This window comes from Neorhizobium sp. P1_A6, assembly GCF_056406795.1.
Map to the genome: position 1 here is coordinate 122,376 of NZ_JBFTZM010000012.1, position 13,900 is coordinate 136,275.

General features: G+C 63.0%; 11 protein-coding genes. 2 read left to right on the plus strand and 9 right to left on the minus strand.

The window, feature by feature from the left end:
- Nucleotides 1–3 precede the first annotated feature (3 nt).
- Complete coding sequence (pepN, locus tag AC1D3C_RS22790) at nt 4–2,643, minus strand: aminopeptidase N (protein WP_477484448.1); 2,640 nt, start codon at nt 2,641–2,643, stop codon at nt 4–6.
- A gap of 339 nt (nt 2,644–2,982) precedes the next feature.
- Between pepN and AC1D3C_RS22795 the strand changes: the two genes are divergently transcribed.
- Nucleotides 2,983–3,921, plus strand: a complete 939-nt coding sequence (locus tag AC1D3C_RS22795) for a DMT family transporter (protein ID WP_247137329.1) — start codon at nt 2,983–2,985, stop codon at nt 3,919–3,921.
- A gap of 13 nt (nt 3,922–3,934) precedes the next feature.
- Here AC1D3C_RS22795 and AC1D3C_RS22800 read toward each other — a convergent pair whose 3' ends face one another.
- The 5 genes from AC1D3C_RS22800 to AC1D3C_RS22820 all read right to left on the minus strand — a co-directional run bounded on the left by AC1D3C_RS22800 (nt 3,935) and on the right by AC1D3C_RS22820 (nt 7,967).
- Nucleotides 3,935–4,084, minus strand: coding sequence for a hypothetical protein (locus AC1D3C_RS22800; RefSeq protein WP_157885091.1), 150 nt, complete (start codon nt 4,082–4,084; stop codon nt 3,935–3,937).
- Between the two features lie 27 nt (nt 4,085–4,111).
- On the minus strand, nt 4,112–4,303 hold the full coding sequence (locus AC1D3C_RS22805; protein WP_038541359.1) for a hypothetical protein: 192 nt from the start codon (nt 4,301–4,303) through the stop codon (nt 4,112–4,114).
- A gap of 176 nt (nt 4,304–4,479) precedes the next feature.
- Entirely contained in the window at nt 4,480–5,376 is an 897-nt protein-coding gene (locus tag AC1D3C_RS22810; RefSeq protein WP_477484449.1) for a uracil-DNA glycosylase, read from the minus strand.
- Between the two features lie 252 nt (nt 5,377–5,628).
- Nucleotides 5,629–6,921, minus strand: a complete 1,293-nt coding sequence (locus tag AC1D3C_RS22815; RefSeq protein ID WP_477484450.1) for an Hsp70 family protein — start codon at nt 6,919–6,921, stop codon at nt 5,629–5,631.
- Between the two features lie 155 nt (nt 6,922–7,076).
- Nucleotides 7,077–7,967: a LysR substrate-binding domain-containing protein gene (locus AC1D3C_RS22820; RefSeq protein ID WP_477484451.1), complete on the minus strand. Its 891-nt coding sequence runs from the start codon at nt 7,965–7,967 to the stop codon at nt 7,077–7,079.
- A 104-nt stretch (nt 7,968–8,071) separates the two neighbouring features.
- Here AC1D3C_RS22820 and blaOXA point away from each other — a divergent pair, with 104 nt between their 5' ends.
- Nucleotides 8,072–8,896 (plus strand): class D beta-lactamase, encoded by an 825-nt coding sequence (blaOXA, locus tag AC1D3C_RS22825; RefSeq protein ID WP_477484452.1) that lies wholly within the window; start codon nt 8,072–8,074, stop codon nt 8,894–8,896.
- Between the two features lie 197 nt (nt 8,897–9,093).
- Here the strand turns inward: blaOXA and AC1D3C_RS22830 are convergent, their stop codons facing one another.
- From AC1D3C_RS22830 to AC1D3C_RS22840, 3 genes are all read right to left on the minus strand, one after another.
- On the minus strand, nt 9,094–12,219 hold the full coding sequence (locus AC1D3C_RS22830) for an efflux RND transporter permease subunit (protein WP_477484453.1): 3,126 nt from the start codon (nt 12,217–12,219) through the stop codon (nt 9,094–9,096).
- The gene (locus AC1D3C_RS22835) at nt 12,216–13,442 is read right to left on the minus strand and encodes an efflux RND transporter periplasmic adaptor subunit (protein WP_477484454.1); all 1,227 of its coding nucleotides are present in this window, start codon (nt 13,440–13,442) and stop codon (nt 12,216–12,218) included. Before AC1D3C_RS22835 ends, AC1D3C_RS22830 begins: the two co-directional genes overlap by 4 nt.
- Nucleotides 13,443–13,643: 201 nt before the next feature.
- Nucleotides 13,644–13,847, minus strand: coding sequence for a hypothetical protein (locus AC1D3C_RS22840; protein WP_038541367.1), 204 nt, complete (start codon nt 13,845–13,847; stop codon nt 13,644–13,646).
- Nucleotides 13,848–13,900 lie beyond the last annotated feature (53 nt).

Genomic DNA, 13,900 nt, shown 5'->3' on the forward strand with positions numbered 1-13,900 from the left:
GGCTCAACCTTTCAGCATTCGCTCGACGATGTCGCGCACGTCGGTCGAAAGTGTTGCGGCCTGTTCGATCGTGGTCAGCGCTGCGCGCGCATGATCGGCGCGCTGCGGTTCCAGCGACCGCCAGGAGCGCATCGAGGTCAGGATGCGGGCGGCGAGCTGGGGATTGCGCGGATCGATCGAAAGGATCTGCTCGGCCAAGAACCGGTAACCTTCGCCGTCGGCCCGGTTGAAGCCGGTCGGGTTGCCGAAGGCGAACGTGCCGATCAGCGACCGCACCCGGTTCGGATTGCTGGCGATAAAGCGCGGATTTTCCATCAGCGCCCTGACGCGGGCAAGCGCGCCGTCGCCGGGAATGGTCGCCTGGGTCGAGAACCACTTGTCGATGACCAGAGCATTGCCGTCGAAGCGGGTCAGGAACGTCGCAAGTGCGCTTGCCGTTTCCGGCGTGTCCGGGAAACGATGGGCAAGCACCGCCAGCGCCTGGGCGAGATCGGTCATGTTGTCGGCGGATGCGAAGGCTGCGGCCGCGCGGGCCGGCGTTCCTTCCGCATAGGTGAGGTAGGACAGCGCGGTGTTGCGCAGCGAGCGCTTGCCGGCACTTGCCGCATCCGGCGTGAAGGCGCCGTCGACCTTCATGTCCTCGAACAGGCGCAGGAAAGTCTTGGTTCCGGCCTTGGCAATCTCCGAAAGAATGGCGTTGCGGCCCGCATGGATCGCATCGGGGTCGTTGTTGCCGCCGAGTTCGCGGGCAATGTCGGCCTCGCTCGGCAGCGCCAGCGCCTGGGCGCGGAAGGCGGGTTCGAGCGTCTCATCGCCGGCGGCTTCCAGAAGGGCCGCGACGAAAGACGGATCGCAGGCGATTTCCTTGCCGTCGCGCGCCGCCTGCATCAGGTTCGGAAGGGCAAGGTCGGTCAGCGCCTGCCAGCGGGCGAAGAGATCGGTGTCGTGGCGGGCGATATGGGCAAGATCGGTCGGCGTCTGGTCGAGATGCAGGTTGATCGGTGCCGAGAACGAACGGTTGAGCGACAGGACCGGGCGGGAGGAAATGCCCGAGAAGGTGAAGGCCTGCCGGCGCTCGGTCAGATGCAGCACGTCGCCGGTGACTTCGCCACCCGCGACCTTGGTTGGCACTGCCGCCGAGCCGTTGTCGAGGATGAGCGCGAAGGAGAGCGGGATGTGCATCGGTTCCTTGGCCGTCTGGCCGGGAGTTGCCGGGATCATCTGCTCGAGCGATAGCTTGAAGGTGCCGCTTGCCTGGTCATAGTCGCTCGACACGGTGACGAGAGGCGTGCCGGCCTGGTGGTACCAGAGCGAGAACTGCGTAAGGTCGCGGCCGCTCGCATCCTCGAACGACTTGACGAAATCCTCGACCGTCACGGCCTGTCCGTCATGGCGTTCGAAATAGAGGTCCATGCCCGCCTTGAAATCGTCACGGCCAAGCAGCGTGGCGATCATCCGGGTGACTTCCGAACCCTTTTCGTAGACGGTGGTCGTGTAGAAATTGTTGATTTCACGGTATTTGGTCGGGCGGACCGGATGCGCGAGCGGGCCTGCGTCTTCCGGGAACTGTTCCGACTTCAGGTGCCGCACCTCGGCGATGCGCTTGACGGCACGCGAGCGCTGGTCGGCGGAAAACTCGTGGTCGCGATAGACCGTAAGGCCTTCCTTGAGGCAGAGCTGGAACCAGTCGCGGCAGGTGATGCGGTTGCCGGTCCAGTTGTGGAAATATTCGTGGGCGATGATCGCCTCGATATTCGCGTAATCCTGGTCGGTTGCGATTTCCGAGTCGGCGAGCACGTATTTGTCGTTGAAGACGTTGAGACCCTTGTTCTCCATGGCCCCCATGTTGAAGTCGGACACGGCGACGATCATGAAAATGTCGAGGTCGTATTCGCGGCCGAATCGCTCTTCGTCCCATTTCATCGAGCGCTTCAGCGCGTCCATGGCATAGGCCGCGCGCGCCTCCTTGCCGTGCTCCACATAGATCTTCAGCGTCACTTCACGCTCGGACATGGTGACGAACGTGTCCTCGACCACGCCGAGATCACCGGCGACCAGCGCGAACAGGTAGGACGGCTTCGGATGCGGATCGAACCAGGCGGCGAATGCGCGGCCCTCGTCGTAACCGGCACCGCCCAGGAAATTGCCGTTCGACAGCATGACCGGATTGGCGACCTTGTCTCCGATGATGGTGATCGTATAGGGCGCCAGCACGTCCGGCCGGTCGGGGAAATAGCTGATACGGCGGAAACCTTCCGCCTCGCATTGGGTGCAGTAGATCCCGTTGGTGCGGTAGAGGCCCATCAGCTGGCTGTTGGCTTCCGGATTGATATAGGTGGTGACGGTGATTTCGAACGGAGATTCGGCCGGCAGGTCACGGATCGTCAGGCTTTCCGGCGTCACATCGTATTGCGCCGCGGGCACTTCGTTCTGGTCGAGCAGCAGTCCAGACAGCGTCAGTTCGTCGCCATCCAGCACCAGCGGCGCCGAGAGGTCGACACCTTCGCGCCGGTGGAAGATCAACCGCGCATCAACCTTGGTGTTGGTGGGGTCGAGTTCGAAGGTCAGATCGACGCGTTCCAGGACGAAGTCGGTGGGGCGGTAATCTGCCAGATGAACGATCTGGCCCGTATCTGTTCGCATGTTGCTTCCTGAACCGGCTCTTCAAATTGGTGTCGGGAGCTTTGCAGCACTCCCGTCGAACTGGCACACACCGTCGCCGCGCGGATAATTGCACGCAATGCTAAACGATTGTTGAAACTCTGGCTAAAATAAAGCGTCATTTCGATCCAGTATATGTCGCGCAACCTTTCACAAGGTCACGGATATTGATCGACCTATCATCAGATTTGATCCCCCTCACGGCACTTTTCCGTTACTTTGCCGCCAAACTGAATCTCCCCGGATTGCCTCTCCAACACGTCCTGTCAGCGCGGATCGGATTTCCGCCAAAATTCCCCCAGAAATCTCCATGAGTTGTTGATGTCCGCCGATGCCCTGAATCCCCTGCGCGGGATCATGTTCAAAGTCACCTCCGTGGTGATCTTCGTGATGATGCAGACCTGTATCAAATCGGCAGGTCCCGATATTCCGGCCGGGCAGATCACCTTCTACCGCTCCGCCTTCGCGCTCGTGCCGATCATGGTCTATCTCGCCTTCCAGGGCGAGTTGCGCGGCGCCTTCCACACGAACAGCCTGACCGGCCATGTGAAACGCGGCTTTCTCGGCATCCTGTCGATGGTTTTCGGATTCTACGGCCTGGTCCACCTGCCTATGCCGGATGCGATCGCGATCGGTTATTCCTCGCCGCTCCTGGCCGTGGTCTTCGCGGCGATCTTCCTGAAGGAGACGGTGCGCATCTACCGCTGGAGCGCGGTCATGGTCGGCATGGTCGGGGTGGTGATCATCTCCTGGCCGAAGCTCACCATGTTCGAGCAGGGCGGCATGGGATCGGAGCAGGCGGTCGGCGCCGCTTCCGTCATCCTCTCGGCAGTGCTGGCCGGCTTTGCGATGATCCAGACCCGCCAGCTCGTGCGCACCGAAAAGACGGCGACGATCGTGCTCTATTTCTCGCTGTCGGGGGCGCTGTTTTCTCTTGCGAGCCTGCCTTTCGGCTGGGCGGCGCTGACGATGCCGGAAAAGCTTTTTCTGATCGGCGCCGGCTTTTGCGGCGGCGTCGGACAAATCCTGCTGACCGAAAGTTACCGCAACGCGGATGTCTCGACGGTGGCGCCGTTCGAATACACCTCGATCCTGCTCGGGATCGGCATCGCCTATGTTTTGTTCGGAGATGTGCCGACGGCGGCCATGTTGGTCGGGACGGCGATCACTGTGTCGGCGGGGATTTTCATCATCTACCGCGAGCACCAGCTGGGGCTCGAGCGGAAGGCGGCGCGCAAGGCATCGCCGCCGGGGGCTTGATCAAGCCGGAGGTTTAGAGCGGAATGGCCGCGGTAACCGGATTGGTCTCGGCGCAGGCGCGGGCAGCACCCGCGCGGCTATATTCGCGCGAGGCGTTCACAGCAGCGCCGATGTGAGAAAAGTTCTCACGCAGGGTGCGGATCGGGTGGAAAATGGCCGTCATGGCTGATGCTTCCTTGAGGCCGCGCGATCAACGTTCGCGGAAATCGGCGAAGATCGAAGCGGGACGGGTGATGCCGACCGGGCGCGCCATGGCGCAGGAGGTCAGCTGTTCGTTCGTCGCAGAGCCGAAATGGTGATAACCCTTCGTCGAGCGCGGCGACAGGCCGGCGATGCGAAGAGTTTCAAAACCCGAATGGATCGGGCGGAAGCGGGTCGTCATTGGCCTTGGTTCCTTAAACCTAGAATTCCTCCCAAGACACACCGCTTATATTGCAGCGCAGCATCGATTCTGCAATGCAGCGAAACGCTGCACTGCCATGCATGGCTTGCATGGCATTCTTCATATTTCCGTAACTTTGCATCAATTGCCGGGAAATTTGCCTGGAATGCGGGCAGTCAGTGCCCGTGAAAACGCATTTTGAACATCAAAAGGTCCTGCCAGGCGAGGGCCTTGTTGGCGGGGGCTGCCAACAGTTCCTGCGGATGCAGGGTCGCGATCGCCGAGCAACTGATTCCACCGAAAGTAATCTCCCGCCATTCGCCGCGCATCGAGTGGATCGTGCCATTGCCGCCGAAGAAGAAGCGGGCGGGAAAATTGCCGAGCAGCAGCAGCAGTTTCGGTTCGGCGAGCGCCACCTGGCGCTCCAGGAACGGCCGGCAGATATCCATCTCGGCCTGCGACGGCATGCGGTTGCCCGGCGGCCGCCAGGGGATCACATTGGTGAGCAGAACGCCGTCGCGGGAAAGCCCGATCGCGCCGAGCATGCGGTCCAGCAACTGCCCTTGCCGCCCGGAGAAGGGAATGCCGTCGCGATCGTCGTCCGCATTCGGCATCGGACCGATCACCATGATGCCGGAAGCTGAGTTGCCGCTCGCGAATACCGTGTTGCGCGCGCCGTTCTTGAGGTTGCAGCCGTTGAAGGCTTCGAGCGCGGTCTTGAGTTCATCGAGCGAGCGGGCGCTTTCGGCCGCGAATCGCGCCGAGGCGACCGCCTGTTCGTCAGGTACCGATACGGGCGCGGAGGCGGGTGGAGGTGCTGCGGCGCGCGCCGTCGGAGCGGTGCGTTTCGGCGTTGCCGCGGCTGCCTGGGAGGTCGGCGCCTGCTCATAGTTCGTCGGCTGCTGCCGGGCAGACGCGGGCGCTTTGGCATCGGCCTGGGCCGCCTTCTGGGCAGCAAACTGCGCGAACCGATCGACCGGTTCATCCTCGACAAGCCATTCGACGCCAGCATCCGCATAGAAATGCAGAAGCGCGGCGAGCTCGGGGGCGTCCATGTCTTTGGCGACGTTCATCTGATTCACACTACAGCATGTGGCGCGGGAGAGGGAACCGGTTTTGGGCTCCAATGGGCGATGGTGTGTGGAAGGAGGCGGTGCGGCTGGCCGATCTCCCCCCTTGAGGGGGAGATGCCCGGCAGGGCAGAGGGGGGTAACCTCTCGGCTTATTCATTGGCCGAATGTTTTGCCGCACCGTCGCCACCCCCCTCTGTCACCTTCGGTGACATCTCCCCCTCAAGGGGGGAGATCAGTGGGAGTATGCCGCCCTCAAGCCGCCCATTGCGCGACATTGTCGCTCTCGCCGATCAGCGCCAGGCCGTGGGMGATCGACAGCAGTTCGCCGCCGGTCTCGATCTTGCCGGCATCGAATCGCTGCGTGAAGATCCGCCGCACCGCCGGCACGAAGGAGGTGCCGCCGGTCAGGAACACCTTGTCGATCTCGGAAGGCGCAGTTCCGGTCTTTTCCAGCACCTCGTCGAGCGCGCCTTCGATGCGGCCGAGGTCCTCGGCGATCCAGCCTTCGAAATCGGTGCGCTTGACCGTCTTGCGGCCGGCCTTGCCGAGCGGGGCAAAGTTGAATTCCGCTTCTTCCGCACCCGACAGCGCCATCTTGGTCGCCGAAATCGCCTGGTAGAGCGGATAACCCTCGTCGTGGTCAACGAGATCGACGAACAGTTCGAGCTTTTCCGGCTCCAGCGCCGAGCGCACCAGCGACTTCAGGTCGGTGAATTCGCGCGTGGTCTTGAAGATCGACAGCTGGTTCCAGCGGCCGAAATTGACGTAATAGCCGGCCGGCACGTCCAGCACCTTGTCGAAACTCTTGAACTTGCTGCCCTTGCCGATTTCCGGCGATACCAGGTTGTCGATCATCCGGTAATCGAAATGGTCGCCCGCAACGCCGACGCCGGAATGGCCGATCGGGGTGGCGGTCAGCTTGCCGGCCCTGGTTTCGAAGCGGATCAGCGAATAGTCGGTGGTGCCGCCGCCGAAGTCGGCGACGAGAACGGTGGCGTCGCTCTTGAGCGTCTGGGCGAAATAATAGGCGGCCGCGACCGGTTCGTAGACATAGTGGATTTCCGGGAAGCCGAGCCGGGTCAGCGCCTCGTTGTAGCGTTCGGTCGCAAGCTTCGGATCCGGATTGGCGCCGGCGAAATGCACCGGTCGTCCGGCGATCACCCGCGACACGTCGGTCGGCCAGCTGTCGTCTGCGTAGATCTTCAGGCGCTTCAGGAAAATTTCCATCAGGTCCTCGAAGACGTGCCGGCGGGCAAAGACGAGCGTGCCCTGGAAGAGCGCGCTTGCCGCAAACGTCTTGATCGACTGCAGGAAACGACAGTCGCCGGGATTGTCGATGAACTGGCGGATCGCCGCCTGTCCGGCCTCGACCTTCAGCGCCTGCGCCCCCATCACCGGATCCTTCATGAAGGAGAGCGCGGTGCGCATCGAATCGCTCTCGCCGGCGCTGCTGGTGAAGCGCATCGAATGCGTGCTGCTGCCGCCATCCGCCAGTGCCAGAACCGTATTGGTCGTGCCGAAATCAAGCCCGAGCGCCCGTGCCATCGCCGTGCTCCTTTTACCCATCGAAAATCATTGAACCGGAACCCCCGGCAATCCGCCGGCAGGTTCCGAATGCGAAAAGGGCGCTTCTGGCACCCCGGAATTTTTGAGAGGGCGCGTGATCGCACAAGGCCGCCGGGATGGCAACCCCGGAAGCCCTAGATTTCCAACTGCCGCCGCGTCTCCGCCGCCTGTTCCGCCAGCCAGTTCCTGAACATTTCCATGGCCGGTGTCACGCTGCGGGATTTGAGCCGCGTCAGCCAGTAGCTGCCCTTGGAAATAGTGATCGGAAACGGCTGTTCGATCATGCCGGCGGCCAGCTGGCGGGAGAACATCAGGGGAGGGGCAAGCGCCACGCCGGCCCCTTGCATCGCCGCCTCGACCATCAGCACGGAGCTGTCGAACACCAGCCCGCGGATCTGCGGCGGGGCGACATGCGCCGCCTCGAACCAGCCCGGCCATTCGTCGGCGCGGTAGGAACGCAGCAGCACCTGGTGCGCGACATCCTCCGGGGTTTTCAGCTGCCTTGCGATCGGCGGAATGCAGAGGACGGAAAGCGGCGTCTCGAATAGTGCTTCCGCCTCGATGTCGTGCCAGGCGCCGTTGCCGAACTTGATCGTGTAGTCGAGTCCCTCGGCGGCAATGTCGACGCGGTTGTTGTTGGTCGAGAGCCTCAGATCGATGAACGGGTATTTTTCCCGGAAGTCGGAAAGCCGCGGCAGCAGCCAGCCGACCGCAAGCGTCCCGACCGCACCGAGCTTCAGCACCTCGCGCACATGTCCGTCTTCGAAGCGTTCCAGCATGGCGGCCATGCGGTCGAAACTCTCTTGCAGCGCCGGCAGCAGCGCCAGGCCTTCCTCGGTGATCATCAGCCCGCGCGGCAGGCGCCGGAACAGCGTCACGCCCAGCCGCTCTTCGAGCAGCTTCACCTGATGGCTGACGGCCGCCTGGGTGACGCAGAGCTCGATCGATGCGCGGGTGAAGGAGAGATGCCGCGCGGCCGCCTCGAAGGCCCGCAGCGCGTTCAGCGGCAAATATGGTCGAACCATGGCCATGCCCTAATCTGATTCATGCCTGACCGCAGATATCATCGTTTGATTGGGGCTTGCAAGCCGACCTAAAAAAGCTGTGTCACCCCAATTGGAGCACCTCGATGGCTTTCAGAAATTCTTTTCTTCTGGCATTTTCTCTCGGAATTACCGTGACTTTTCTCGATTGCGCCTCCGCCGGTGCCGCCGATCCGATCCGCTGCACCGTCATCATCGACGAGGACAGCGGCGACGCGCTTTACCGCCAGGGTACCTGCGATCAGGGCTTTTATCCCCAGTCGACCTTCAAACTGCCTTTGGCCATGATGAGCTATGATGCCGGCATTTTGACCGACGCCCAGAACCCCCGCTGGAAATACCAGGCGAAGTTCGGTGGCCCGGAACGGGTGAAGAAGGATGTCGATCCGCTGATCTGGGAAAAGGATTCGATCGTCTGGTATTCGCAGGAAGTCGCCCGCAAGCTCGGCAAGCCCAAGTTCGCGGACTACATCCAGCGTTTCGGTTACGGCAATCGCGATGTCTCCGGCGGCCCGGGCAATACCGACGGACTGACCGAATCCTGGCTGATGTCGTCGTTGAAGATTTCGGCGGACGAGCAGGTGCGGTTCCTGCGCCGGTTCCTGAATGGCGGCCTGCCGATCTCCGAACACGCCGTCGACATGACGCTGGCGATCGTGCCGCATTTTGAGGCTGGCGACGGCTGGGACATCCAGGGCAAGACCGGTTCCGGTTGGCTGCGCGACAAGGCCGGCAAGGTGGATTACGACCGCCCGCTCGGCTGGTTCGTAGGATGGGCAATGAAGGACGAACGGCGCGTCATCTTCGCAAGGCTGCTGGTCGATACCAAGCGGTATCCGAACGAGCCGATCAGCTTCGTGGTGCGGGATGGGCTGATCAGGGATTTCCCGAAACTGGCGGAAGGGTTCTAGGCTCTCGGCCTGAAGCTGAAAGCGGCCGGGCGACCCCCAAGCCCGACCGCCCAGCGCGTACGCAACACTGCGCTGCGCCACCTATAAGAAGCTTTAGCAGTGACTAATGCAAACGGAGTCGTCCGTTCAGGTTATCGGTTAAGGTTACCTGCGCTGGCGCCCGTCCGCCGTCTCTTTTCGGGCGGCGGTCAGGGGCGTCACTCCGCAGCGATCTGCGTCGGCGCGTCGTCGTTTGCCTCGTGCAGGTCCTTGTCCTTCTTCGTCCAGAGCCTTCCGAGGAAGCGGCCAAGCCTGTCCATCTCCACGAAGATGACGGGCGTGATGAACAGCGTCAGCGCCTGGGAAACGATCAGGCCGCCGACCACCGCGACCCCGAGCGGCTGGCGCAGTTCCGACGAGGCACCGGTGCCGAGCGCGATCGGCAGCGCCCCGAGCAGGGCGCAGAAGGTCGTCATCATGATCGGCCGGAAACGCCGCACGCAGGCCTCGTGGATCGCGACGGCCGCCGTTTCTCCCTTCGAGCGCATCGTCTCCACCGCCACGTCGATCATCATGATCGCGTTCTTCTTGACGATGCCGATCAGCATCAGCAGCCCGATCAGTGCGATGATCGACAGGTCGAAACCGAACAGTTTCAGCGCCAGCAACGCTCCGAAGGCCGCAGCCGGCAGGCCCGACAGGATCGTCAGCGGGTGGATGAAGCTCTCGTAGAGCACGCCGAGGACCACATAGATGGTCAGCACCGCAGCGAGAATCAGCAGCGGCGTATTGCCCTGGCTCTGCTGGAAGATTTGCGCCGTGCCGCCATAGGAGGTGAACACGTCATTCGGCATCTGCAGCTGTGTCTTGATCTGGTCGATCGCCGCCGTCGCGTCCGAGAGCGACACGCCGGCCGGCAGGTTGAACGACACGGTCGTCGAGACCAGCTGGCCGGTCTGGTTGATGGTGACCGGCGCCGTCTGGCGCACGACCGTCGCAAAGTTCGAGAGCGGCACCAGTGAGCCGTTCGAGGACATCACCCTGACACCCTGCAGCATCTGGTCGTTCCACTGCTGGGTATTGTCGAACTCGGTGATGACGTCGTAGCTGTCGCCGGTCGACTGGATTTCGGCGGCCGTATAACCGCCGAAGGCCATCTGCAGCGTCTTGCGCAGTTGGTCGTCGGTAATCCCGAACGACGCCGCCTTTTCCGGATCGACCTTGATATTGGCTTCGATCGCGTTGTTCTGGGCGTCGGAGGTGACGTCGGTGAAATGCGTCCGGTCGGCGCGCATCGCGGTCTGAATCTTGTCCGACCATTCGCTGGTCTGCGAGGCATTCAGCGCCTGAACGACGAGCTGGTATTGGCTGGCCGTCGCGCGCCCGCCAAAGCGCAGGCTTTGCTGCGGCGTGATGAAGGTCTTCATGCCGGCGAACCTGGATGTCGCCTGCCTGAGTTCGCGCAGCGTCTGGTCGAGCGGCGGACGCTGGTCGCGGTCCTTCAGTTCCACCCAGATCGTGCCGTTGTTGAGCGAGCTGCGGCCATTGCTGCCGACGATCGAGGTGACGTGGTTGACCGCCGGGTTCTTCTGCACCGCTGTCGCCACCTGTGCCTGCAGGTCGCGCATCGCCGGATAGGAAATGTCCTCGCGGGCGCGGGTCGAGATCGTCAGGCGGCCGATATCCTCCTGCGGGAAGAAGCTCGTCGGCAGCGTCGTGAACAGGTAGACCGAGGCGCCGACCGAGGCGAGGAAGACAAGGAGGATGACCCCCCGGTTCCTGAGGCACCAGCCGACCGACCGGTCATATCCCTTGAGCGTGCGGCTGAAGCCCGCGTCGAAGATGCGCACCATCAGGCCTGGGTGATGTTCGGCGCCGGACAGACGCGAGCCGAGCATCGGCGTCACCGTCAGCGAGACGACCGCCGAGGCGACGATGGCGAGCGCCACCACCATGCCGAACTCATTGAACAGCCGCCCGACCACCCCGCCCATCAGCAGGATCGGGATGAACACGGCAATCAGCGACACCGACATGGAGATGATCGTCGAGCTGACTTCGCCGGCGCCTTGCAGCGCCGCCTGCATCGGCGGCATGCCGTCCTCGACATGCCGCATGATGTTTTCCAGCATGACGATCGCATCGTCGACCACGAGGCCGACCGAGAGCGTCAGCCCGAGCAGCGATATATTGTCGATGCTGTAGCCGAGCACATACATGGCGCCGAACGTGGTGATCAGCGACAGCGGCACGGCAAGCCCCGGAACGAGGGTGGCGGTGATCCGGCCGAGGAAAAGATAGATGACCAGCACGACGAGGCCGATCGTCAGCATCAGCGTGAACTGCACGTCCGATATCGAGGAGCGGATCGCCGTCGAGGAATCGTTCATGACGCTGATCGACACCGACGCCGGCAGCTCGGCAGAAAGTCCGGGCAGTTTTGCGCGCACCGAATCGACGACATCGACGGTGTTGGCGTCCGGCTGGCGCTGGATGGCAAGGATGATCGACTGGTTGCCGTCATACCAGCTTCCCGCGTCGAGGTTGGCAACGCTGTCCTGAACGTTGGCGACATCGCCGAGATGCACGGGCGCACCGTTCGGACTGGCGATCACCAATGAGCGGAACTGGTCGGCATTGGTGCGCTGTGTGTCGGCATTGATGGTCAGCCGCTGGCTGTTGTTCTGCAGCGAACCGACCGGCGCCTGGCTGTTGGCGTTGGAGATCGCTTTGGTGACGTTGTCCACGCCGAGATTACGGGCCTGCAGCTTGTTGGGATCGACCTCGACACGCACCGCGTAGGTCTGGGCGCCGAAGATCGACACTTCCGCGACGCCTGGAAGCGTGGAGAGGGAAGGGGAGAGCACGTCCTCGGCGATTTCGTCGATCTTGCTGCGCGGCATCGTATCGCTGCGGATCGACAGGAGCAGGACCGGCGCGTCGGCCGGGTTCGTCTTGCGGTAGCTCGGCGGCGTCGTCATGTTGTCGGGCAGTTGCCGGGTCGCATGCGAGATCGCCGCCTGCACGTCGGCGGCCGCCGCGTCGATATTGCGGTTGAGGTCGAACTGCAGCACGATCGAGGTATTGCCGAGCGAGTTGGTGGCGCTGATCTCGCTGATGCCGGGGATCGTCTCGAACTGCTTGATCAGCGGCGTCGAGACCGCCGTCGCCATCGTCTGCGGCGAGGCCCCGGTCAGCTGCGCGGAGACGTTGATGGTCGGGAAATCGACCTGTGGCAGGGCGGCGACCGGCAGCAGCTGATAACCGGCAAGGCCGGCGAGCACGGCGCCGATGGCCAGCAGCGTGGTGGCGACCGGGCGGCGGATGCAGAATTGCGGGATCATTGCGCGGCCCCCACTTCGATCGGCTGGTCACTGCCCTTGGCGCCGGCCGTCTTCTGGCCGTTGCCGAACTGCTCGACGACGGTCGCGCCATCGACGAGCTGCACCTGGCCCTCGACCACCACATGCGCACCTTCGGTGAGCCCGCTGGCAATCGCCGTGTTCGGGCCGTTCGAACGTGCCACCTTGACCGGCATCACATGAACTTTCTTGTCGTCGCCGACCGCATAGACGAACGGGCTGTCGACGCCCGGATTGACCGCCACCGTCGGCACCACGATATCCCTGTCGCCGCTCTCGAAATGCACGGTGACATTCAGCGATTGCCCCGGCCAGAGCGTTCCGGATGGATTGTCGAACCGCGCCTTGGCAAGGATCGTGCCCGAAGCGGGGTCGACGCTGTTGTCGAAGAAGCTCAAGGTTCCCGTGGCCGAGGTACCGCCGCCTTGCGGCACGGCATCGACCGTTACGGCATTTGCCGAAGCGCCCTGCTTGAGCTGGCCGAGATAGGCCTCGGGAAGGTGGAATTTCACATAGATCGGATCGTATTTGGCGATCGTCACCACCGCCGAGCCGGCGCTGAGATAGGCGCCGGTGCTGATGTCGATATCGCCCAGCCTTCCGTCGAAAGGCGCCCGGATGTCCGTGTGGTCGATTGCGATCTGATCGGAGGCAATCGCTGCATTGTCGCTCTGCACGGTGGCGGCCGCGGTGTCCTGTGCCGCCTTCGCCTGGTCCACGGTCTGTTGCGTCCCGGCATTGCCGCGCAGCAGGTCGTTGGCGCGGGAGAGCGCCGTCTGAGCCTGGGTCAGCGTCGCCTGGTCGCGAACGAGCAGCGCCTTGTCCTTGTCGAGCGCGGCCTTGGCGGTGCGGTCGTCGAGCTTGGCGATCAGGTCGCCCGCCTTGACGAAGGCGCCGTCAGTCGCGGTGATGCTGACGACGATGCCCGGCTGCTGTGCGGCGATCGTGGTATTCTGGTCGGCATTGGCCGCGCCCGAGGCGGTCACGTCCATTGGCAGGGCGGTGCGGGTGGCGGCGACGGTCTTCACCGCCGGCGGCGGACCGCCTGCTCCGCGACGCCGCTGCGTGCCCGTCGACTGGCCGTCCCCGGCATCGGCGGATGCCTGCTGGATGAAGGGTGAAAGAAAGGGAAGCCGATCGCGGAACTCCCAGCCCGCAACGCCGGCAGCGACAAGAATGCCAGCAAAAATCCAGATCTTCTTCATGAGGTGACCGCTCGCCTATGGTTGTGCCAATGGTATCGCTCCATCGAGCTGCCCATATTGCGGCGCAAAAAAGACAAGTTTCGTCTGATCGCCTCACTAACCGGTGAAGGTGGATTAAAGGTTTGTAATGAAGGGCTTAGAATGAACTGGAGTTAATCTTTCTCGCCTTCTGGATGCGCTGCCGAACTGCGTTCGCCGCAGCTAGCGCAGAAACCGCCGGGCGCCCCAGATGACCACGACGCCGATGATCGCGACGATCGCGCCCCTGATGATCCAGGGCGTCTGGTTGATCATGAAACTGCTGGCGGGATAGGGGAAGGCGCCGCTGCCCTGGCCGATCCAGATGAGGCCGAGCACGACCAGCAGGGCACCGATGATCGAAAGCGCAAGTCGAGTGAATTTCATGGAAAAATCTCCAAAGGCAAGGTCCGGAGATCATAGGCTTGGGCGAAGGCTCC